General features: G+C 38.5%; 18 protein-coding genes and 2 tRNA genes. 13 read left to right on the plus strand and 7 right to left on the minus strand.

All coding sequences use genetic code 11. The annotated features are described in order from the left end of the window. Positions 1-491: 491 nt before the first annotated feature. Both BFL47_RS19730 and BFL47_RS05225 read left to right on the plus strand, forming a co-directional pair. Positions 492-1,190, plus strand: a complete 699-nt coding sequence (locus tag BFL47_RS19730) for a helix-turn-helix domain-containing protein (RefSeq protein ID WP_170827274.1) — start codon at positions 492-494, stop codon at positions 1,188-1,190. Between the two features lie 93 nt (positions 1,191-1,283). After that, a complete protein-coding gene (locus tag BFL47_RS05225) occupies positions 1,284-3,164 on the plus strand; it encodes a serine hydrolase domain-containing protein (RefSeq protein WP_170827275.1) in 1,881 nt (626 codons plus the stop codon). 317 nt (positions 3,165-3,481) lie between these two features. On the opposite strand, the gene BFL47_RS05230 is transcribed toward BFL47_RS05225, so the two are convergent. Beyond that, positions 3,482-4,048, minus strand: coding sequence for an NAD(P)H-dependent oxidoreductase (locus tag BFL47_RS05230; protein WP_069658757.1), 567 nt, complete (start codon positions 4,046-4,048; stop codon positions 3,482-3,484). 119 nt (positions 4,049-4,167) lie between these two features. Here BFL47_RS05230 and BFL47_RS05235 point away from each other — a divergent pair, with 119 nt between their 5' ends. Both BFL47_RS05235 and BFL47_RS05240 read left to right on the plus strand, forming a co-directional pair. Continuing rightward, positions 4,168-4,527: a winged helix-turn-helix transcriptional regulator gene (locus BFL47_RS05235; RefSeq protein WP_245681311.1), complete on the plus strand. Its 360-nt coding sequence runs from the start codon at positions 4,168-4,170 to the stop codon at positions 4,525-4,527. Between the two features lie 366 nt (positions 4,528-4,893). Next, the gene (locus BFL47_RS05240; RefSeq protein WP_069658759.1) at positions 4,894-5,484 is read left to right on the plus strand and encodes an HD domain-containing protein; all 591 of its coding nucleotides are present in this window, start codon (positions 4,894-4,896) and stop codon (positions 5,482-5,484) included. Between the two features lie 160 nt (positions 5,485-5,644). Here the strand turns inward: BFL47_RS05240 and BFL47_RS05245 are convergent, their stop codons facing one another. After that, positions 5,645-6,553, minus strand: coding sequence for an NAD(P)/FAD-dependent oxidoreductase (locus BFL47_RS05245; protein ID WP_069658760.1), 909 nt, complete (start codon positions 6,551-6,553; stop codon positions 5,645-5,647). A 148-nt stretch (positions 6,554-6,701) separates the two neighbouring features. Here BFL47_RS05245 and BFL47_RS05250 point away from each other — a divergent pair, with 148 nt between their 5' ends. After that, positions 6,702-7,076: a Fur family transcriptional regulator gene (locus BFL47_RS05250; RefSeq protein WP_069658761.1), complete on the plus strand. Its 375-nt coding sequence runs from the start codon at positions 6,702-6,704 to the stop codon at positions 7,074-7,076. Positions 7,077-7,441: 365 nt separating this feature from the next. Here BFL47_RS05250 and BFL47_RS05255 read toward each other — a convergent pair whose 3' ends face one another. Further along, positions 7,442-8,545: an acyltransferase family protein gene (locus BFL47_RS05255; protein ID WP_069658843.1), complete on the minus strand. Its 1,104-nt coding sequence runs from the start codon at positions 8,543-8,545 to the stop codon at positions 7,442-7,444. Positions 8,546-8,923: 378 nt separating this feature from the next. Here BFL47_RS05255 and BFL47_RS05260 point away from each other — a divergent pair, with 378 nt between their 5' ends. From BFL47_RS05260 to BFL47_RS05275, 4 genes are all read left to right on the plus strand, one after another. After that, a complete protein-coding gene (locus tag BFL47_RS05260) occupies positions 8,924-9,826 on the plus strand; it encodes an NmrA family NAD(P)-binding protein (RefSeq protein WP_069658762.1) in 903 nt (300 codons plus the stop codon). 7 nt (positions 9,827-9,833) lie between these two features. After that, a complete protein-coding gene (locus BFL47_RS05265) occupies positions 9,834-10,751 on the plus strand; it encodes a helix-turn-helix domain-containing protein (RefSeq protein ID WP_069658763.1) in 918 nt (305 codons plus the stop codon). Positions 10,752-10,892: 141 nt separating this feature from the next. Further along, on the plus strand, positions 10,893-11,423 hold the full coding sequence (locus tag BFL47_RS05270) for a GNAT family N-acetyltransferase (RefSeq protein WP_069658764.1): 531 nt from the start codon (positions 10,893-10,895) through the stop codon (positions 11,421-11,423). After that, positions 11,420-12,208: a PhzF family phenazine biosynthesis protein gene (locus tag BFL47_RS05275; protein WP_069658765.1), complete on the plus strand. Its 789-nt coding sequence runs from the start codon at positions 11,420-11,422 to the stop codon at positions 12,206-12,208. The genes BFL47_RS05270 and BFL47_RS05275 overlap by 4 nt, the downstream gene beginning before the upstream one ends. A gap of 158 nt (positions 12,209-12,366) precedes the next feature. On the opposite strand, the gene BFL47_RS05280 is transcribed toward BFL47_RS05275, so the two are convergent. Then, positions 12,367-12,558 carry a DUF3072 domain-containing protein gene (locus BFL47_RS05280; protein ID WP_083257021.1) on the minus strand — a complete coding sequence of 64 codons (192 nt, stop codon included), beginning with the start codon at positions 12,556-12,558 and terminating at the stop codon, positions 12,367-12,369. A gap of 784 nt (positions 12,559-13,342) precedes the next feature. Here BFL47_RS05280 and BFL47_RS05285 point away from each other — a divergent pair. Continuing rightward, positions 13,343-14,830 (plus strand): trypsin-like peptidase domain-containing protein, encoded by a 1,488-nt coding sequence (locus BFL47_RS05285; RefSeq protein WP_069658766.1) that lies wholly within the window; start codon positions 13,343-13,345, stop codon positions 14,828-14,830. A gap of 86 nt (positions 14,831-14,916) precedes the next feature. Here BFL47_RS05285 and BFL47_RS05290 read toward each other — a convergent pair whose 3' ends face one another. Further along, the gene (locus tag BFL47_RS05290) at positions 14,917-16,107 is read right to left on the minus strand and encodes a GAF domain-containing sensor histidine kinase (RefSeq protein ID WP_069658767.1); all 1,191 of its coding nucleotides are present in this window, start codon (positions 16,105-16,107) and stop codon (positions 14,917-14,919) included. A 214-nt stretch (positions 16,108-16,321) separates the two neighbouring features. On the opposite strand from BFL47_RS05290, the gene BFL47_RS05295 reads away from it, so the two are divergent. Beyond that, complete coding sequence (locus BFL47_RS05295; RefSeq protein WP_069658768.1) at positions 16,322-17,701, plus strand: pectate lyase family protein; 1,380 nt, start codon at positions 16,322-16,324, stop codon at positions 17,699-17,701. A gap of 2 nt (positions 17,702-17,703) precedes the next feature. Next, the gene (locus BFL47_RS05300) at positions 17,704-19,074 is read left to right on the plus strand and encodes a hypothetical protein (RefSeq protein WP_069658769.1); all 1,371 of its coding nucleotides are present in this window, start codon (positions 17,704-17,706) and stop codon (positions 19,072-19,074) included. Positions 19,075-19,153: 79 nt separating this feature from the next. Here the strand turns inward: BFL47_RS05300 and BFL47_RS05305 are convergent. Next, positions 19,154-19,237: transfer RNA gene (locus tag BFL47_RS05305), tRNA-Leu, on the minus strand. Positions 19,238-19,258: 21 nt separating this feature from the next. After that, positions 19,259-19,341: transfer RNA gene (locus BFL47_RS05310), tRNA-Leu, on the minus strand. Positions 19,342-19,733: 392 nt separating this feature from the next. Between BFL47_RS05310 and BFL47_RS05315 the strand changes: the two genes are divergently transcribed. After that, complete coding sequence (locus tag BFL47_RS05315) at positions 19,734-22,343, plus strand: glycoside hydrolase family 3 C-terminal domain-containing protein (protein WP_069658770.1); 2,610 nt, start codon at positions 19,734-19,736, stop codon at positions 22,341-22,343. Positions 22,344-22,377: the final 34 nt, after the last annotated feature.

Below are 22,377 nucleotides of genomic sequence, written 5' to 3' on the forward strand. Positions count from 1 at the left end.
TAGCCCGTTTACTTTTATCGGACAACAATGAATTTAAACAACCTTTTAAGTAAAGCTAATAGATGATTATTCAAACCTTAACCTGTGGATCACTTCTATTGCTTTCAATTCTTTTAGCCAGCAATCCACTGAACTTAAACTCTATTGCGAACAGGTGGCTATCCCTGCTTATTTTTTGTATTTTTTGTAGCCTTGCGGACGTGGTTTTTTATAATTCAGGTACCTACATCGCATATCCACACCTTAGGGGATTAAGTGAACTGTTTTTGTTTGCAATGGCACCTGCGCTATATTTAAGCGTTGTTTATTTTACAAGTCCGGAGCATAGTTTCAAGATTATCGGATTGTTCCATTTTTTACCTTGTTTGGTTTTTTTGCTTTATCAGCTGCCATACTTTTTTAATAGCAGTGAGGCAAAACGCTTTATGCAAGAGCACCCCATGCCGCTGACAACTATTGACAACTACAGAATATTTATACTAACACTAGCCGTGAAAATTCAATTTCTGGTATATTGGTTATTGGCTTTTTTTCGCATCAGAAGACATCAACGAAACATTCAGTTGCTTGCTTCTGAGTTGCAATCCATTCAGCTTGATTGGTTATATTACCTTCTTTTCTTTTTGCTTGGGATGTACCTTTTATGGTTAAATACGGTTTATTTTCATATTGAGTTTACAGATAAAATAACAGCACCAGCTTACTTACTGGCAAGTTTCTTCATTGCTTTTTATGCCTTTAAACAAAAGGAAGTTTTCGCATATAGCGAACCGGTTTTAAAAGATCTGGATAATATCTTCGAAACTACAAATGAAACCCTTTCTCAGGACAGACTCGAAGAGGAACAAGTCCAGGCTATTAAGAATAGAATCCAGAATTTTATGAGTTCAACAGAAATCTATCTGGATACAGGACTCAGTTTACCTGCACTTGCCCATGCAACGGGCTACGCGGTTCATGATCTTTCTTTTGTGATTAACAGAGGCTTTAATGAAAATTTTTATCAGTTCATCAATTCATACCGGCTCGAAAAGGCAAAGATTCTGCTACGTTCTGCGGATTGCCAGCATCTGAATATTGCTGGAATTGCTTTTGCCTGCGGTTTTAACTCCAAAACGGTATTTAATACAGCTTTTAAAAAGCTTACAGGGCTTACACCTTCTGAATATAAGAAAGCGGGCAGCGAATAATCATCTTTACGTAGAAGAAAGATGTTCGGATGGATAAGATTGAACATTTCTAAAGAATTATTTTTTGAGATTGGCTTAAACTTTATAAATCAGATGAAAAATTACCTTAGCCATTTACTTATTCTTCTACTATGCCTGTCTTTGAGGGGATATGCTAGTCAGGAATCCACACATGATCTGAACGCTTCAGCCATTGATTCTATGCTGGTGCAACTAGAAAAGGCAATTGAGGAAGCACACATGCCCGGACTTATGATTGCCATAGCAAACCGGGATGGTATACTCTATAGTGGTGGTATAGGGTATTCTAGCCTCGAAAGCAGGAGGAAAGTAAATGGAAAAACATCCTTTAGATTCGCATCGGTAACCAAAATGTTTACTGCCCTGGCCATCGAAAAGCTAATCAGTGAAGGGCGGTTTAGGCTTGACGATACCCTAAAGAAAATCGCACCGGAGATTCCTTTTGAGAGCCCTTGGGAAAAGGACTCGCCCTTGCGGGTTGTGCATTTGCTCGAACATACGGCCGGTTTTGAAGATGTACAGCTAGGGCGAATGATAGCGCCAGATAATAAAAGTTTGCATGGACTTGCAGCACTGGAATTTCATAAATCTTCACTTCGCTCCAGATGGAAGCCTGGAGAACGAATGTCTTATTCTAATCCCGGATATGAGGTTTTAGGATACCTAATAGAAAAATTTTCAGGAATGAGTGTTAAAAATTATATTGAGAAAAACATTCTTTCGCCAATGGGAATGAAAAATAGCTTGATTACAAGCGACAACCATAAAATAAAGAACTTGTCTACGGCTTATCATTTTAATGGAAATGGATATGTCGTACTTTCACCTTACACGTTGTCGAGTAATGGGGCAACTGGCAACCTGATTTCCTGTGCTGACGATATTGCCATCTATTTAAATAGTTTGTTGAATTATCATAAGGGTATAGATATTCCTAAAACTTCCATAGTAGATATGGATATTATTCACAGCTCTCTTGCTTCAAAAAGGGGACTGCAAACCGGCTATGCCCTGGGAAACGAAATTTTCCCAAATAACAATCGAATCACTTTCAGGGGGCACAATGGATTAGGCGAAGGATTCAATTCCTGGATATTTTACAACAGAGCGCATGGCATTGCCTACGCTATCGCTAATAATTCAGGAGAAAATAACTGGCGGATCTCTCAGATAATTGAGTCATTTATCACCAGGCATGTTAGCATTATACCCTCAAAAGAAAGTCAGGAAAACCTTGCCCGCTTCCATTCCTTTACGGGGTATTATGCATTTGCAAATCCTAAAAACGACCGTTGGGATTTTCTTAAAAGAATATTTAACGGGGTTAATTTAAGCTTGTTGGGAAATAAAATCATCCTGAAAAATAACAGTGGAGGTATTGATACACTTATATACGTGGAGAAGAATCTTTTCAGGCACCAATCTGACATAATACCTTCATTCATTCTTTCGCGAGATGACAATGGTGTTCCTTTTATCCAGGGTTATTCGAATTCTCTCTTTTTTACAAAAACCGGAAAAGCACCAATCTTACTGCAGCAATATCTTTTTTACCTGGGCTTTTTTTCGATTCTTGTTTCCCTGGTATGTGGAATCGTTGGTATTGTCCTTTTGGTTCTGAAAAAGATAAATCTTAAAAGATTTTCATTACTCTGGATGCCAGCAATGGCAACAGCAAGCGGCCTACTGTCTTACAGAAAATTAGTCCTGACCGATGAGGTAAATAAAGTTGCCTTTGCATCAGTAAATACTACAACATTATTTATACTTTTTGCCAGTGTAGGTTTTGGAGTTTTCACTGTAGTTTCACTCGTTCAGCTTATTAGGCAATGGAATACCTTAACAAATACATTCTTAAAAGCATTACTGACATTTATCATTGTGATGCTATGTTATCTCACTGGAATATTTTTCATAAACGGATGGATAGGTGTTTGTACTTGGAATTTGTAGAATGGTTCAGAAATTGAGTCAAAAGCAGCAGCCTCGAGTATTAGGGTTTGTAGCTACAATCAAAGTATTACTGTTGGTCTCAAAAAAGGATTGAATAGTATTAGCATACGAAATGCCATGGGATTTTATCCACTACGATAACTTTAGAGATGGAGTGGAAAAGTAATATAACTTATAAAGATAACTCTGATATCATTTTTTATCCCTATAGTGCTGTAGCTACAAAGACTATAGCCATTATCATAGCTATAGTCTTGATATTAGTTTTTGGTATTTTTTAATTTAAAAACAGTCGTTTTCTAAGATGCAGAACAAGGTTATAAAGTTGTGAGTAACTCTCTATTCAATTCTTCCAAACATAAAATTAATCGTTTAGAATGTTCCTTAGCGCTTCGTGTAATTTCTTCTGCAGAATAGCCAGCAGCTGTAGACGTTCCGTGGAAATATATGGGATCAATAAAGTTCATCTTGGCATAGTATGCAGTTTGTTCGATATTTTTACAAAAATCTAAAATGGGAAAGTGATGGTCGCCAAGCGTTTGGTACCCATTTTTAGGCGCACCTACTGTAAAGCTAGCTAAAAAGTTCTTTCCCTTTAATTTATCACCCTTTGATCCATATGCGAATTGATATTCAAAAACAACGTCGAACCATTGTTTCAAGATTGCAGGCATATTATACCAGTAGAAGGGATATTGAAATACTATAGTAGTATGCTCCAACAATGCTGTTTGTTCTGCTTTAACATCAATATTATAATCAGGATATAAGTCAAACAGATTACGAACTTCAATACCCATATTACTATTCAGTAGTTCCTCAATGATGATTTTATTTGCAAAAGAATTTTGAAAGTTCGGATGTGCCAGGATCACTAATGCCATATTTATACGTTTTAATTAAACTAATTTTAGACTATACTTTTTATAGTTGCAAAACTATATATAGGTTTATATCTTTGCAATAACTATCAAGATTGATAGTATATTAAATCTTTATTACCTTGAAATTTGAATGTCAAAATGATCTTGTTGAGATGTCTGGTAAGTTGTATCCATGTACCGTAAGCCTGGCTATGGATATAATAGGGGGGAAGTGGAAAACTGTTATCCTTTATCATCTGAAAGATTCAAAGAAGCGGTATAGTGAATTAAGGAAAGATATGCCTACGGTGACTGAAAGAACATTGAGTCTGCAACTAAAGGAATTGCAAAAAGACGGTATGGTATCCCGGACCGTTTACGGTGTAAAGCCTCCCATCAGGGTTGAATATTGTCTCACTGATTTTGGACAATCATTTCTTCCAGTGTTACAAGCAATTACGAATTGGGGTAACCGGATTGCTTCGGAAAGCGCTACTTAATGAAAATAATTGGAATAGAGAATTAGCCACTAGATCACAGAATTTTCCGGTAAAGCAGCGGGCATGGGATAAGCAATTTTTGCGGATTGAATCAGGCAAGTAGTTCTACGTTTTTATGCTTGAAACGATTTCACTTGCCCCTATCAAAAGTTAAACTTGTGAATGCCGATGATGTTGCTTTCAATTCAGCTATTAAAGCCGCTGGTGTGCATCTTGTAACATTAACGATTTTTTGAAGCATAAACTTGATAGCATATATGTTCTTGATCAAAGATATCGTGAAGCAACAACCATGTTAAATAGTGGCTATGATTGTATTTGCATTTTTTACTACATTGTATTCAGACCTACTATTTATTTATAAAAATGGAGACTAAAGATTTATTGCAGCAAGTAGGTTTTATTAAGGAGATTGATAAATTAAAGTATATCCAGCGCAAAACTAAACTGTTTAATAGTGATCGATGCGAAAATGACGCAGAGCATAGTTGGCATTTAGCAATGATGACTATTATTTTAGCCGAACACGCAAATCAGCCGATTAACGTACTTAAAGTTTTGAAAATGGTATTAATCCATGATATTGTAGAAATCGACGCAGGTGACACATTTCTTTATGACACAACTAAAAGTCATGATAATACAGAAGAGGAACTTTTAGCCGCAAAACGCATTTTCGGTTTGTTACCAGCTAACCAGGCAAAAGAATTTATAGATATATGGATGGAATTTGAAGAGGGGTTTACTGAAGAGGCAAAATTCGCAAGGTCTATGGACAGGTTTGAACCATTGCTGCAAAATACTTCGAACAATGGTGGAACCTGGGCTGAATTCAATGTGAATTACGAGAAAGTTTATAATAAGAAAAAAGTCATCGAAAACGGTTCGAGATCTATCTGGAATTATGCTGAAAGTTTAATAAATGATAGCGTGGAGAAAGGAATTCTTAAAAAATAATTGTTGATTATAGATTCGTTTACGATGTCATCTATAAAGTTCTTTACCAATTTTGTTAACTTTTCAGAATCAGGATTTTCGGGCTCATCTATCATAGTACCTTTTCTTTCTCAATTGACACATTAACAATTGACAATTCAAAGGTTGCGATTACTTTAGGTCAAAACTGTTCATCAGTAAGTTCCTTGTTTAAAATTGCACCAGCAAGGTTTCCAGTATATACAGAATTAGCGATAGAGCGCATCATAGCCGCATTGTCACCACAAGCATAAATCCCTTTTACAGTTGTTGCCTGAAAATTATCTACCTTCAGATAACCTTGTTCTGTTAATTCACAACCTAGTGAGAGTGGAATATCTGAATTTTGAGTAAATGGAATAGCTGCATACAGTACACTAAAGCTTCTTTTGCTGCCATCGTTGAAAACTACATTTCTTATTTGTCCATTCTCATGCTCTATTTCAGAAAATTCAGTCTCTATAATTTCAATTTTATGCTGACTTAGTTTAGAAACTTCTTCTGGATTGAAATCAGCCTTGCACGTAGTCAAAATCGTGATATCATTTGTTAGATTATTGATCAGCGAAGCCAGGTGAAGCCCTCTTGCTCCATTCGCCAGAATAGCTGTCTTCTGACTGCGAAGTTCATATCCGTGACAATAGGGACAATGTACTACAGAAATTCCCCAACATTCCGCAAAGCCTTTTATATCTGGCATAATATCCTTTATCCCTGTTGCAAAAATCAATTTCTTTGATTGGAATTCCTGGCCGGTATGCGTATTAACTACAAAACCGTTTTTATTTTTCTTCCCACTAACCGCCAGATCATCTATTATTTTTATTGTGCTGTACTTTAATACCTCTGCTCGCGCTTTTTCTGCAATTACACCTGGTTTCTCACCATCCTGTGTAAGGAAGTTATGAGAATGGGGAGTCTGTCGGTTGCAGCGCAGTCCGCTATCAATTATTAAAACTTCCCTCAATGACCGTCCCAATGCCATGGCTGCGGATAGTCCTGCGTAGCTTCCTCCAATAATTATCACTTCAAATTTTTTAGCGTCTTCCATATTTGTATTCCTTTTATTAGCGAGGCAAGGCCAATTGTTTGGCTACTTCTCTCTTGCGATTTTTACATGCTTATTTGGCAAAGTTAGAAACTCTACTTATTATTGCAACTTAATCGCAATAATAATAACGACAAAGTCGCAATACCAAATGAAACGAAGGAGTACGCCAACAAAAGAAGCTGTTATTTCGGTCCTTAATGCCAGTAACAAAGCAATGAGCCAGGACGCAATAGAGCACAAAATAGAAATAGAAATTGACAGGGCTACAATCTATCGAGTCTTAAATCAATTTTGTGAGGATGGAATTGTCCATAAGATTATAGCTGATGATGGTAAACAGTATTTTGCTATATGCAAGAAATGCGATGATCAGAAATTGCCCGACAACCATTTCCATTTCCGATGCTCAAGCTGTCAAACAATTGAATGTCTTCCTGCACTCGTTCACTTTTCGGTTCCAGAAAGTTATAAAGTCGAAAGATTCAATTGTATTCTTATCGGAAAGTGTAAGGATTGTTCCTAATCGTTCAATACTTACGAACAGGGGGGAGAAGATAATTTACCTAATCAATTGATATCGCTTGATTGACAACTAAAGCAGTAGCGGAGTGAAAATATAAGGAATGAAATAAAAGCATTCCGAATAGTTAAGAAGTGATTCCAGCTGCGTGATAATGTTAACATGGCTGAACTTATCCATGTTAAAAATAGGGCTGATGAAGATTATAAATTGATTGGTTGCATTAAAGTCAAATCTGATTGTACACATTAGGCGAAATGGGTATAGTTTAACTGCATATAGGCCGCTTCCTTTTCAATCTTTTATGACATAATTGCTGCTGATAGTTTGTTCTCATTTGCAACCCTCCTTAATCAGAATACGGTATATTAAACACCGCCAGCTTTCTGTTTAGCCAACCTTTTATGGCTTAAATACTTCCTTACGGGGATATCGTAAATTACCATTACCAGGTATGCAGCTCCAACCAGCAGGATTAGCCCGGCGATAATGATGAGAGCCAATTGCTGAGTGCCAGGCTTATGGCTGGCGTAATAATTGCCGAACATCCATAACACCGCATAATGGGTCATGTACAATGGGTAGGAGATCTTTCCCGAAAAAATGCACAACTTTTTAAAGCCAGGTGTTAGCACAGATCCTGCGCCCAAAGCTATCAGCAAAGGAAAGTAAAACAGTACGATAAAAGGTTCAGATAACCAGTTCCATTTTGAGAATGGCACGATAAAGGCCAGGAACAATAATATGGCCAGGCCCATAAATCCGAGCTTATTTTTGATGATCCAGTTAGAACGGTAAATAAGTAAGCCTGCTAAAAAGGAATATGATATCCGGGCGCTCCCGTCCCAAAAGGTTGGGCCGCTCCAGCCACCCAACAAATTGCCCGAACGGTAACTAACAAAGCAAATGGCCAGGGCCGAAAGTAAAGTCAACAGCAACAGATAGCTGCGGCCAATCCGATAAAGCACAAATGCATAAACAATATTGGCCATGTATTCCCAAAACAACGACCATGCCGGTGCATTAAAACTGAAGAGGTTAAAGCCACGGTCAGCTATTACAGGTAGGGGAATAAGCAGTACCGAGCAAATGAAAACTAAAACAATTTTACCTGTGCTATACAATTCAGGATGGCCTCCAAATGGATCGAACAAAAATGCCAGAAGGCCTAATACCGATCCTGCTACAACCAGCGGGTGCAGCCGGATGATCCTGGATACAAAAAAATTGAGAACCCCCATTTTTGCTATACGGTCGTCATAGGCATATCCGATCACAAATCCTGAAAGGCAAAAGAAGAAATCGACAGCCAAAAAACCGTGGCCTATAAAGTTCTTGCTGGCATCGGTATAAGCCCATTCCATAAAATGGAACGTTACAATGGCCAAGGCGGCAATGCCCCTTAATCCGTCGAGAACATCAAAATGCTGTTTTGTTTGCAGAATTGTTGCGGTGGTCTTGTTCGTATCCATCTTCATGTATATCCTGTCGGATTAAGCTTAATGTGGCAATTATGCCTGGTTTGCTATTGCTCCAAGTTATATAAATTAGCTATCCAATCAAAATTAGAGCGATACATTAGTAGTTTGGGTACAAAAAATTAGGCATTCAAAAGACATTGAAAAATTCGCTGCTAAATATGCTTAAATTTATACTATTGACTGCCTTGCTATAAACAATCCGGCAGTTAACCAGGTGACAAGCAGGATGCATATTTTTTCTCTGCCGTCTTGGAAACAGAGATAGCAAAAATCTAATAAACATATTCTATTTTTGACTACAAAAAAAGTTGATTAGGATACATCTGCTAATCACTGGCTACCGACCTTTAGAAAAACAAAAATGCAATTATGAAAATAATAGTAACAGGTTCTTTAGGGAACATCAGTAGTCCCCTTACTCAAGCATTAGTGCAACAGGGACATTCAATTACCGTAATCAGTAGTAATCCTGCAAAACAAACAGAGATTGAAGCGCTCGGGGCAACTGCAGCAATTGGCTCGCTAGAAGACGTTGCTTTTCTAACCGAAACTTTTAAAGGCGCAGATGCAGTTTATTCAATGGTTCCGCCGAATAACTACTTTGACCCTACACTGGATTTGCTAAACTATTACCGCCAGCTCGGGAAGAATTACAAACAAGCAATCTCTGAAGCAGGGGTAAAGCGCGTTGTGAATCTTAGCAGCATCGGGGCAAATCTTGAAAAAGGCAATGGGATTTTACTTGGAGCACATGATGTAGAACAAATCTTGAATGAATTACCATCAGAAATTTCAATCACGCATATCCGTCCCACATCATTCTTTTACAATTTATTTGGCTATATGGGAATGATCAAATCAATGGGTATGATCGCAGCAAACTACGGAGCTTCAGATGTGATACCATGGGTATCGCCTAAAGATATTGCCGTTGCCGTTGCAGAAGAACTCGTTTCAAATTCGTCTGAAAGGAAAGTACGTTATGTTGCCAGTGAAGAACTTACAGCAGATGAAACTGCCCGGATCCTTGGCGAAGCTATTGGGAAACCCGATTTGAAGTGGATTGTTATTTCAGATGAAGAAACTACCAATGGATTAGTTTCAATTGGCATGAATCCAGATATTGCTGCTGGCTTAGTGGAAATGTATGCAGGACTACATAGCGGTCTTCTTGCCGAAGATTATTACAAAAATAAGCCAGCTAAAATGGGTGAGGTTAAATTGGTCGATTTTGCACAAGACTTTGCTGCCGCTTTTCAACAAATTAATTAAAATCAATATGGCAAATACACAAACCCTGCGGTTTAAAACTATAAGCGAATTTCATATATTTCGCGGTCTGTCTAAGCCCGAGCATCCCTTAATCAGTGTGATCAACTTGGAAGACGTAAAAGAATTATCGTCTGGAGAGTTGCGTTTTGTCAAAGATTTTTATTCGATTGCACTGAAAAGGAATTTCAATATAAAAATGAAATACGGTCAACAGGAATATGACTTCAACGAAGGGATCATGTTTTTTATGTCGCCGGGACAGGTTTTGCAGCTTACTGTCGAAACAGATACACATTTACAACAATCAGGATGGATGTTACTCGTTCATCCTGATTTTTTATGGAATACGCCTTTGGCGAAAAATATTAAACAATACGAATATTTTGATTATTCGGTAAATGAAGGACTTTTCCTTTCCGAAAAGGAAGAAAAGATTATTGTCGGAATCTTACAAGCAATCCAACAGGAATACCATTCTAATATTGATAAATTCAGTCAGGATATCATCATTGCGCAACTGGAACTGGTGTTATCGTATTCAGAACGATTTTATAACCGTCAATTCCTGACACGGAAAATAACCAATCATCAAATTTTAGCTCGTCTGGAAGAAGTATTGGGCGAATATTTTAATAGTGATGATTTAGTTGTCAAAGGAATTCCCACTGTTCAGTATATTGCTGAAACGCTAAATGTATCACCAAGCTATCTAAGCGGATTATTAAAAGTATTAACGGGTCAGAGTACGCAGCAGCACATCCATGATAAGTTGATTGAAAAGGCAAAAGAAAAGTTATCCATCACAGCGTTATCGGTCAGTGAAATTGCTTATAAGCTCGGTTTTGAACACTCACAATCATTTAGCAAGTTTTTCAAAACAAAGACAAATTTATCACCTTTGGCATTCAGACAATCCTTTAATTAACAAAAGTAACAGCGCTAAATCAAGCATTTATACTTGCAGCCATCGGTATTGCACTGTTATCAATTGCAATTCTTTGACTGGCTCCATTTTCTGTTTAAAGCTGGATGATAATAATCATATGAAATCTAAACGATAATTGGAATGGGAGATATAGAAATAAAAAAAGCCACCTTAAACGATATTGAAGCTTTACAGCAAATTGGTGTTCAGACTTTTTCAGAAACCTTTTCGGTACATAATACTGCTGACGATATGACCAACTATCTCAAAGAAAGCTTCTCCCTGAATAAGCTCAATGCTGAACTGAGCGAAGCTGCTTCACAATTCTACTTTGCAACTCTCAACGAAGAAGTCATCGGTTATTTAAAGCTCAATACCGGAAATTTACAAACAGAATTGCAAGATAATCAAGCTGTTGAAATTGAACGGATTTATGTATTGCAGACTTATCACGCCAAGAAAATCGGACAGCTGCTTTACGATAAAGCGATGCAGATATCTCAAAATACAGATGCAGACTATGTATGGCTGGGAGTGTGGGAAAAAAAACCGAGAGCCATCAGTTTTTACAAAAAAAACGGTTTTGTAGCGTTTGGTAAACACAATTTTAAACTAGGAGACGATGAGCAAACCGACATTATGATGAAAAGAAAATTAAAATTAGTACAATGAAGCTTAATCTATATCAAATTGATGCATTTACAGACCGGGTATTTGGCGGAAACCCAGCCTGCGTTGTGCCCTTGGAAAGGTGGTTACCGGACGATATTCTACTCCAAATCGCAAAAGAAAATGCTGTAGCAGAAACAGCATTCTTTGTAGATCAAGGTGAAAAGATACATTTACGTTGGTTTACACCTGAAATTGAAATGGATTTATGCGGACACGCCACTCTTGCAACTGCACACTGTTTAAAGAAAATCCTTGAATACAAAAGTGATGAAATTACATTTAAGACTTTAAGTGGAGATTTGATTGTTTCGGTTGATAACGATTCGTATACAATGAACTTTCCATCAAGAATGCCCATTGCCGATAATTTGCCTGAAGTGATTTTGAAATCTTTAAACATTAAACCTCAGGAAGTTTTAAAATCAAGGGACTATATGCTGGTTTATAACAATGAAACCGAAGTTAGGAATATCAAAATTGACCGGATGTTCTTTGATCAAATTAATCTTGATCCAGGGGGTATGATAGTAACAGCGGTGGGGGATAACTGTGATTTTGTATCCCGTTTTTTTACACCACAAGCCTCAATTTTAGAGGATCCAGTTACTGGTTCTGCTCATTGCTCTTTAATCCCTTTTTGGGCGAAAAGACTTAATAAAAGCGAACTAAACGCTTTACAGGTCTCAGATCGAATTGGAACACTATATTGTGGAGACCGAGGCGACCGGGTACTCATTAGTGGTCAAGCCAAGACGTATTCAATAGGGAACATATGGATTGAATGACCAAATCATGGTGTTTCTGATGGTGTGACCTGGGATATAGTGTGATTTAATTACGCTTAAAATGATAATTTTTCATTCTCAGAGCTTGAGGAGAGCTACAGTCCTCTTCCAGTCTTATGCTGTAATTCATCTATTCGTTTCGACGCTTCAAATTTGTTTTATGTCTCATCAAAACCTTTACCTGCTTCATCTGAAAATGTCTTAAGATACGAATGCTGCTCCCCGGTCATCGGTTCATTTCCAGTAGTCCATTCATCAGGATTTTTAACAGTGTTAGGACCTTTTAAATCCGCGTTCGAATTTTTATCATCATTCTGTTCATCGAGCGATTCATCTTCTTTATTTATCATAGGTTTTCAGTATAGGTCGGTAGTAAATTTCGATGTTACACAGAGAAAATTAGGCATTGTTTTTTTGTTAATAATTTTGTTTTTGTTGTAATTAGCGTAATTACAGGTAAAAAACTTAAATAAAAATTTTGCAAGAAAAAGATATATTAAAAGCCTCGTAACTATTCAGGTATAACAAATTTACAATCCCTGAAACTTATCAAGTTATTAACATAGGAGAGAATAAGATTTAAATTTTCAGGCTTCAATTCACAATAGGTTGATAAAAGGGCAGTTAAATGTGTATATCCAGCTAGTCTAAGACGCGTCAATAAGCATGATATTGTTGATTTTTACAAAGCGTAAAAAATAAATCATTGTCACAAAGCAATACCATAAAAGCGCTTACCGCACTTGTAGAAAAACAGGCCGTTCAAATAAAGATAGCGTATTGTGCAAAGAAGTGTCCTTTAAGGAATAACCGGTTTTTTTTGAACTGATATTTGTTTTGTGCAGGCACTAAGAAATCTAATAGCTTAAAATTATTATCCATAATAGTATTAGATGTATTACGATTAATTTCAATATTTTAATATGTTTTAAGCATGATGTCAGTTAATATAAATCTCTTTTCCTTTCGAATTGGCAACGAAAACAAGTATAAAAATACTGTGTTAACCTTATTAGCGTTTCAAAAGTAATAAAGAGTCTATTCATATCATCATCAGAAACTCATAGGTTTCTTAGAAGGTGAAAACTTTATAAGAAAAAATAACTAGCGGTCGATATTAAGGCAAGCATAAAAATGAGGAAAATACAACTTATAATGTTTTCGGTTATCCTTTTTAGTGTACAAATTCTGGGGATTAATTGCACAAACAACACAGGTCAGGATGGGCTTACCAGTCAGGATAGTCTTAACGGAAAATCTTTAAAGGGTAAAATAGGCAGTAGTAATTCAACAGATGAATATGTAAACTTTGTAAGCGCTTCAAAAGCGGTTACCCCAGCGGTGGTGCATATAAAAACGCTCTCCAATGTATCTTCTGCTGGCAGGGGCAATAATTATGGATCATCAGGCAGAAGTGTCCCGGCGATGGGCTCTGCTTCTGGTGTAATTATTACTGCCGACGGATACATTGCCACTAATAATCATGTAGTGGAAAATGCATCATCAATTGAGGTGATTTTGCCGGATAAACGCAAATTTATTGCTAAATTAATAGGAAGAGACCCAAATACAGATCTGGCCCTGATCAAAGTGGATGCTACAGGATTGCCAACTGTTAAATTTGGAAATTCGGATATTGCGGAGGTTGGGGAGTGGGTAATAGCAGTTGGCTACCCTTTCTCGCTGAATACTACGGTTACAGCTGGGATTATAAGTGCCAAAGCTAGAAGTATAGGGATTATTAATCAGCCGGAAAATAATACTAATCAAGTGCAAATCGGTAATACGGCGGTGGAGTCTTTTATTCAAACAGATGCTGCTATAAATCCGGGTAATAGTGGAGGGGCACTGGTAAATACCAGCGGTGAGTTGATTGGTATTAATTCGGCTATTGCATCGCAAACGGGCAGTTATGAGGGCTATGCTTTTGCTATTCCTGTGAACCTGGCCAAGAAGATTTTGGATGATCTAAAGAAATATGGATCTGTGAAACGTGGAGTATTGGGCGTGTCTTTTCCTTCTCCTGCGTTAGAAGATCAATATTTTGCGCAGCAGGGACTGAGCGGGGGATCTGTAAAGGGCGTTTATATAACAGGCGTGTTTAGTGAAAGTGCGGCTGCATCAGCCGGTTTGAAAGAGGGAGACATTATAAGAAGCATAGATGGATTGCAATTGACCTCCTCCTCTCAGTTTTCAGAAATGATAGCCAGACATAAGCCTGGCGATGTGATCAAGTTAAGTTATATGCGTAAAGGTAAAGTTGCAACTGCCTCTGTAACTTTAAAAAGTGAAGAACCAGCAAAGAAAGCAACTACTTCTAGTGATGCACTTAAGAAAATTTATAACAGACTTGGCGCCAGCTTTGCTCCCCTAACAGCGGAAATAAAGCAACACTTTAACCTGAATTCGGGTGTGGTGGTAACGGATGTCACTATAGGTGGGTTTTTTGATCAGATTGGTATTCCAAAGGGCACTATTATTGCCTTTATCAATGGAAAACCAATAGATAATCCTAAAGATATTGACTCCGCTTTACTGTCTGCTCAAAGAGGAACCATACAAATTCTTGCCATTGCACCTGATGGTTCTAAAGTGGTTTTTAATTTTTCTTTAGGAACATAAAAGATTTCTGTTAAGCTACCCATCATGCGCTGAATGATTGGTAGCTGCAGTTTTTTTAGTAGAGAGCTTCGAAAAGGAGTCTTGACTTATAAACTTGTTTTATTGATGCTAAAGGTCAAGGATGTAAATTTATCATTAGAGGTAGCTTCAAGCTTTCCATGATGTGCACGGGCAATTTCTGATGCTATATATAACCCTAATCCTAACTCTTCGTGCCCAGCAGTGACCTCTCCTCTTGAAAATGGTTTGAATAGGGTGTTCATTGTTTCCTCAGGAATCTTTGTGCTAGGGTTTGTAACAGTTAATTCGAAACCATTTTCATTGCTGAACGCACGAATCACAACTGGCTGATCTTTTGTGCCATGCTCAAGCGCATTTCCTAATAGATTGGAAAATAATTGCGCAATCCTTTTATGATCACATCTGATTTCTTCCTTCAGATTCATTTCTACTTCAATCACCCGATCGGGCGCGATTGTTCTTAATTCTTCAATTACCTCATTTAAGGTATTCTCTAATGTTTTGCCAGTGGTGTAATTTAAAACTATTCCGTTGCCTAACTTTCCCTGCGCTAAGTCAAGCATCGTGTTGATCAGACCCATTGTCCGTTTTGATGAGTCATGTATTATTTTAGCTAATTTCAAGGTGCGTTCATCGAGCGGAAGCCTCAGTTGTAGTTGAGCAGCGCTATTAATCGCTCCTACGGGATTCCTTAAATCGTGACCTAAAATTGCAATGAACTGCTCCATGAACTTTGCCTCTTTCTTTTCTTCTTCCAGGTTAATTTGTGTCGCTCTAATTTCTTCCATGGCATTTAAATGGAATGAAATAAGATCTGTGAACAAACTAAACATACCTTTAACCTGTGGCGTTTTTATTTTAGCCGGATTAGGGTCTACAGCAAATAATATTCCAAAAAAAGCACCGCTTTTAAGAAAGATAGGAAAGGAGATATAACTTTTAAGTCCGTAAATAAGAGAAGTTTGATGATGTTTATACTCTTCATCCTGATCAAAATTATCAACTATGACAGGATCGTGATGTTTTGAAATTTCGTTACAAATAATGGTGTCAACCTTTAATTCTCCTCCAAGTGTCAATCCAAAATCTATGTTATCCCTCACTGCGCATGCAATCCATCTTTCTTCTGTAAATCTGGCTACTGCAGCAAATCCCATTCCTGTGATCTGACAAATAACCGCCAGAATATTTAATATCGCAGGATTGTGGTTTATCTCCTCAATCTCTTCTTGAAGTTTTTTGTCAAACTTGATCATCAAATGGACTTATTTATTTGTTAACAGTAATCGTGAGTTAAATTACTCGTTTTTAGAATTATATCTGCTAGGATGTACAATTTGATGCCAATATTGTTTATTTATGTGATAGGATTTAATAAAATTTTACCCATCGCTGTATCATATACATTACATACAGGAGATAGCGAATGACGTATATTTGGCTGACCATTGTTATAAATAGTATATCAATATGAACCTTATTAAGATTTTACTTCTTTCAATTTTAAGTGGTACAACAATATTAACAAATGCGCAGTTACTTGCTTTTCCGGGAGCAGAAGGATTTGGTAAATTTACGGTTGGTGGTAGGGGAGGCCAGGTGTTAACCGTATCCAATCTGAACGATAATGGCGAGGGAAGTCTTCGTAAAGCAGTCAATACAAAAGGGCTCCGAATTATCGTTTTTTCCGTATCTGGTACTATTCATCTGGAATCTTCACTGTCTATTAAAGGAGATCTCACTATTGCAGGACAGTCTGCACCTGGGGATGGAATTTGCCTGGCTGATTTTCCGGTAATTTTAGGAGGTAACAATATCATTGTGCGTTACATGCGGTTCCGAATGGGTGATAAAAATCAACGCGGTGGAATGGTAGATGGCAATGGTGTTGATGATGCATTTGGAGGAACCAGAAGGAAAAATATTATTATTGATCATTGCAGTATGAGTTGGAGCACTGACGAGGTTTTTAGCGTTTATGCCGGCGATAGCACTACGCTTCAATGGAACCTTATCTCTGAGCCATTAAATTATGCTTACCATTTTGAAACAGGGGATAAGGATTATGAGCATCACGGTTTTGGAGGTATTTGGGGTGGAAGGCATTTGTCTGCTCATCATAACCTTTTTGCACATTGCAACAATCGTACACCTCGGTTTGATGGACTAAGGAATAGTCCGGTTGAAAATGTAGACCTGCGAAACAATGTGATTTACAATTGGGGAAGCAATAACGTGTATGCGGGTGAAGGAGGCAATTATAACGTGGTGAACAACTACTATAAACCAGGGCCATCTACAAGTAAAAATGCGCTGAGCAAAGTGGTTAATCCGTATAAAACAGATAAAATTCCTTACGGTAAGTTCTACATTTCAGGAAATTTTATCGCGGGCTCCGTAGAGGTAACACAAAATAACTGGTTAGGGGTAGCGATGAAAGATGGAACTCTAAAAGATGCTGAAGCAGCAAAACTTAAAGCGCCATTTCCTACAGTATCTATTCCTCAACAATCTGCAGTGGATGCCTATAAAGTGGTACTTGAGCAGGTTGGCGCCAGTTTTAGGCGTGATACATTGGATCAGCGTGTTATCAATGATGTGAAAAATGGAACGGGCAAATTTATAGATGTCCAGGGTGCGTTTGCACATGGAACAGCCTACAGCGCTACGGTTAAGGCCTGGCCATCGTTAAAATCCATTGTAGCTCCTGTTGACAGTGATCGGGATGGGATGTCTGATATCTGGGAAAAGTCGCATGGTTTAAATAATATGAACGATGATGCATCTGCATTTACTACCGACAAAAACTATACTAATATTGAACTATATCTGAACAGTTTATTAAAATAATAATGATGAAATCTCACTTATTCCTGTTAGGGCTTTTTATAAGCTCTTTCTTGTTTTCTCCAGCTGTTGCTCAGATTGGCAAACGTTTTCCTTCAGAAAAGAAAATAGTGAAAGATCCTGTTACGGGAACTATGCTGACTTTTCTAACCAGTACATCTTCAGGTGATTCGAAAATTTATCAAACGCACAACCAATGGACATCTGATGGGCAGTGGCTTATTTTTCGCTCCGGACGGGTATCTGGTGAGGCGATGGCGGTGAATGAGCAGTCTGGCGATATCGTTCAGGTCACAGAAGGAGGGTATACCGGTATGCTGAATGTGGCGCGGAAGTCAATGAAACTTTATTTCATGCGGAATATAGATACGACCCAAAATAGTTCGTTGCAGATCGTAGAGGTTGATCTTGCTAAAGTGTTTGCTGATAGTAAGAAGGGGGTAATGAAACCTGCTTCGGTTTATCAACGGGTATGTGGTGTTACACCTGTTGAATTGGGTGCAGGGGGTGATATGGCTTTGGATGGGGATGAAGAATGGGCCTATTTTAGGGTTGGACAGGCGGAGGCTGCAAAACATTTGGCAGCGGGTACAAAATTAGAAAGTGATTTCGGACCGCGTAAGATGGGTGCAGGGCCTGGAGGAATTGCAGGAATGCAGGTGAAAACCGGTGAAATAAAATTCGTGGTGTCTGTTCCGTTTCAGATAGGTCATATCCAAACGAATCCATGGCTTACAGGAGAGATTGTTTTCTGCTGGGAGACTGGAGGGAAGTCACCACAGCGAACCTGGACGGTAATGTCGGACGGTACAGGCTTGCGTCCCCTTTACCCTGAATCAGAATTTGAGTGGGTAACTCATGAAGCGGTTATTTCAAAGGACGAAGTAGCGATGGCTATTATGGGTCATCGGAAAATACCTGGTACAAGTGGTCAGGTTGCTCCGCAGACTGCTGTTACAGGACCTAATCCCGGTCAGGAGGCGACATGGGGTCCTTCAGGAACAAGGGAAAAGCCAACGGGACTGGCTATTGTAAATCTACGGACGCGGGAGATGACTATTGCGGGGCAAACTCCCAGTGGAAGCGGACTGTGGCATGTGAGCGGATCCCCAGACCAAAGATGGGCTGTTGGTGATGATTTTTCGCGAAGTGTTTATCTGATAGACAGACATACGCATGAGATGATCATGCTTTCTACGGGCCATAAGGAGACGGCGGCAGATCATCCACATCCTACGATGAGTCCGGATGGTACTAAGATTGAGATCCAGTCGGCAATGTTATCTAAAGACAACCGTGCTATGAATATTTGCATTATACCGGTGCCGGCGGCATGGTTAAAGAGGAATTATACTTTAAGTAAAACTGCTGATTAGTAATGGCTAAGTTGGTTGCTGCTTAAAGATTACTTGCAAAAAAGGGGTTAACGCCAGATGGTGTTAACCCCTTTTTTTGTATCCGAGATGAGATTCGAACTCACACACCCGTACAGGCGCCACCCCCTCAAGGTGGTGCGTCTACCAATTTCGCCACCCGGACTTATTAACCTTTATACTTTAGTGCCCGAGAAGAGACTCGAACTCTCAAGGGAAACTCCCAACGGCTTCTGAGGCCGCAACGTTTACCAATTTCGCCACTCGGGCATAAAGGACTGCAAATATAGGATGAAGATTGAGAAGAGAGGGCAATATAAAGAAAAAAATTATTGCGCAGGGCTGAAGGGTTAAGGCATAGGAGGATAGTTTTTGCGGAAAAGATAAATATTATTTTCTGATGAACGATTTGGAATTAAATCAGCGCATTTTTAGGAAGAATCTGCTTTTAAATAACGTATTTAGGAAGATTTTATATACTAATTGAAATTCTAATTTTAACTTATTACGTTTATATCCTAAAGACTTACTCATGCTTTAGTTTGGTTATTATAGAAATGAATGATCTATATTAGCATGATTTTATTGATAGAAAAGATACTATACAAAAAGACTCTTATCTAAATTACATAGGCTAACCGCTGTTATTGATAAATTTGATTATGAAAAAACCTTTGTTGCTTGTTTTAGTATTTATACTTTTTAACACTGTATCATTTGCTCAGAAAAAGACCTATAAGTTTCAAAATACAATTTTGTCTTTTGAAGATAGGTCGGCTGATTTGGTCAGTCAGTTGACCCTGGAAGAAAAAGTAGCACAAATGATGAATACTGCTCCAGCCATACCCCGCCTGGGTATTCCTGCCTACGATTGGTGGAATGAAGTTCTCCATGGTGTGGCACGTACCCCATATAATGTTACTGTTTATCCGCAGGCCATTGCCATGGCCGCCACATTTAATCCCGATGCTTTACATACGATGGCTGATTATTCTGCTTCAGAAGGCAGAGCAATATACAATGATGCTATTGCATCCGGAAAGGCAGGGGAACGATATGTAGGTTTGACTTACTGGACGCCTAATATTAATATTTTTCGTGATCCGCGTTGGGGAAGGGGACAAGAAACATACGGGGAGGATCCTTATTTGACCGGGGCACTAGGAAAAGCTTTTGTAAAGGGCCTTCAGGGCGATGATCCTAAGTATTTAAAGGCTGCTGCATGTGCTAAACATTATGCGGTACATAGTGGACCAGAGCCTTTACGCCATGTGTTTGATGTATCGCCAAGTGATTATGATTTATGGGATACCTACTTGCCTGCTTTTAAAGAATTAGTGGTAGATGCCAATGTGGCTGGAGTGATGTGTGCGTATAACGCTTTTAAAGGTCAGCCTTGTTGTGGCAGCGACCAGCTGATGATGGATATCTTGCGTAATCAATGGAAATTTAAAGGTTACGTCACGTCAGATTGCTGGGCTATTGATGACTTTTTTAAGAATCATAAAACACATCCTGATGCTGCTAGTGCGTCTGCAGATGCTGTTTTTCATGGTACTGACATAGATTGTGGTACTAGCGCTTACCTGGCATTGGTTGATGCTGTTAAACAGGGAATCATTACTGAGAGTCAGATCGATGTATCTGTGCGAAGACTGTTTATGATTCGGTTTCGTTTAGGCATGTTTGATCCGATAGCAATGGTTAAGTATGCGCAAACTCCTAAGAGTGTGATCGAAAGTAAATCTCATCAGGCTCATGCATTAAAAATGGCTCAGGAGTCTATTGTGTTGCTCAAAAATGAAAACAATACGCTTCCTTTAAGTAAAAATATTAAGAAAATTGCAGTATTGGGGCCTAATGCAGATAACTCAATTGCGGTATTAGGAAATTACAATGGAATGCCATCTGAGATTATTACGGCACTAAAAGGCATTAAAGATAAGGTGGGGAATCAGGTAGAGGTTACTTATGAAGCTGCTGTGAACTTTACCAATGATACATTGCTTCACTATACGAACATCAGTCAATCCTATTCATTTAATGGAAAAAAGGGGATTAAAGCGGAGTATTATAGTAATAAAAACCTGGAGGGGTCACCTGTAGTTACACGCATAGAAAGTGATTTGGATCACATCTGGCAGGAAGGGGAAATGGTTCTTCCTAAATTGAAAGCATATAATTTTTCTGCCCGATACACCACAAATTATAAAGCAGACCAAACAGGGGAAATTACTTTTGAATTGGAAGGCGACGATGGTTACCGGTTTCTGGTCGATGGGAAAGAGCATATCAATGCATGGTCAAGAAATAGGTGGGGTGCTAAAACATTTAAACTTGAAACAGTAAAGGGAAGGGTATATCGTTTAGTTGTTGAGTATTTTCAGGGAGAAGGGAAAGCATCAGTGAAACTAAGGGCGGGTTCATATGAAAAAACAGATTTTGCGGCTTTGGCCAACCGGGTTAAAGATGCCGATGCTATTGTGTTCGTTGGTGGAATTTCACCTCAACTGGAAGGGGAAGAAATGAAAGTGGATTTTGAAGGTTTCAACGGCGGTGACCGGACTTCTATTCAACTGCCCCGCGTGCAAACCCGTTTGATGAAGGCATTACAGGAGACAGGAAAACCCGTTGTGTTTGTTATGATGACTGGGAGTGCAATTGCGATTCCATGGGAGGCAGAGCATATTCCTGCAATTATCAATGCCTGGTATGGTGGTCAGTCTGCTGGAACGGCGATTGCAGATGTATTATTTGGTGATTATAACCCTTCAGGCCGTTTACCTGTTACGTTTTATGAGGCAGATGCGGATCTTCCTGCTTTTGATAATTATAGTATGGATAATCGTACGTACCGGTATTTTAAAGGAAAAGCTTTATATCCATTTGGCTACGGTCTAAGTTATACTACATTTGCATATGCATGGAAACAGCAGCCTGTAAAAAAGGAATATACAGAGAAGGATAAAATTAGCTGTACCATCGAAATAAATAATACAGGTTCGAAGGACGGTGCAGAAGTGGTGCAAGCCTATATTGAATATCCTCAAACCGGAAGCGTATTGCCATTAAAAGAACTTCGACAGTTCGACCATGTTTATATTAATAAATCGGGCTCAAAGGAATTAAATGTCGAGATCCCAATCGAAGTATTGAAAAAGTGGAGTGTTGAAAAGAAAGAATTGAAATTAGTGCCGGGTGACTATCACTTAATTATTGGTTCTCATTCAAGCGACAAGAAATTGGATTTTGCATTTAAGTTGATTGAATAATTGTTAGGAACTATAAACAAAAAATCCTAAAGAT

The organism is Arcticibacter eurypsychrophilus (assembly GCF_001730525.1).
Lineage (GTDB): Bacteria > Bacteroidota > Bacteroidia > Sphingobacteriales > Sphingobacteriaceae > Arcticibacter > Arcticibacter eurypsychrophilus.

Coding starts and splice junctions, on each gene's coding strand:
- BFL47_RS05225 (WP_170827275.1), top strand. CDS start 1,284: ATGAAAAATTACCTTAGCCATTTACTTATTCTTCTACTATGCCTGTCT.
- BFL47_RS05230 (WP_069658757.1), bottom strand. CDS start 4,048: ATGGCATTAGTGATCCTGGCACATCCGAACTTTCAAAATTCTTTTGCA.
- BFL47_RS05240 (WP_069658759.1), top strand. CDS start 4,894: ATGGAGACTAAAGATTTATTGCAGCAAGTAGGTTTTATTAAGGAGATT.
- BFL47_RS05245 (WP_069658760.1), bottom strand. CDS start 6,553: ATGGAAGACGCTAAAAAATTTGAAGTGATAATTATTGGAGGAAGCTAC.
- BFL47_RS05250 (WP_069658761.1), top strand. CDS start 6,702: ATGAAACGAAGGAGTACGCCAACAAAAGAAGCTGTTATTTCGGTCCTT.
- BFL47_RS05255 (WP_069658843.1), bottom strand. CDS start 8,545: ATGGATACGAACAAGACCACCGCAACAATTCTGCAAACAAAACAGCAT.
- BFL47_RS05260 (WP_069658762.1), top strand. CDS start 8,924: ATGAAAATAATAGTAACAGGTTCTTTAGGGAACATCAGTAGTCCCCTT.
- BFL47_RS05265 (WP_069658763.1), top strand. CDS start 9,834: ATGGCAAATACACAAACCCTGCGGTTTAAAACTATAAGCGAATTTCAT.
- BFL47_RS05270 (WP_069658764.1), top strand. CDS start 10,893: ATGGGAGATATAGAAATAAAAAAAGCCACCTTAAACGATATTGAAGCT.
- BFL47_RS05275 (WP_069658765.1), top strand. CDS start 11,420: ATGAAGCTTAATCTATATCAAATTGATGCATTTACAGACCGGGTATTT.
- BFL47_RS05280 (WP_083257021.1), bottom strand. CDS start 12,558: ATGATAAATAAAGAAGATGAATCGCTCGATGAACAGAATGATGATAAA.
- BFL47_RS05285 (WP_069658766.1), top strand. CDS start 13,343: ATGAGGAAAATACAACTTATAATGTTTTCGGTTATCCTTTTTAGTGTA.
- BFL47_RS05290 (WP_069658767.1), bottom strand. CDS start 16,107: ATGATCAAGTTTGACAAAAAACTTCAAGAAGAGATTGAGGAGATAAAC.
- BFL47_RS05295 (WP_069658768.1), top strand. CDS start 16,322: ATGAACCTTATTAAGATTTTACTTCTTTCAATTTTAAGTGGTACAACA.
- BFL47_RS05300 (WP_069658769.1), top strand. CDS start 17,704: ATGATGAAATCTCACTTATTCCTGTTAGGGCTTTTTATAAGCTCTTTC.
- BFL47_RS05315 (WP_069658770.1), top strand. CDS start 19,734: ATGAAAAAACCTTTGTTGCTTGTTTTAGTATTTATACTTTTTAACACT.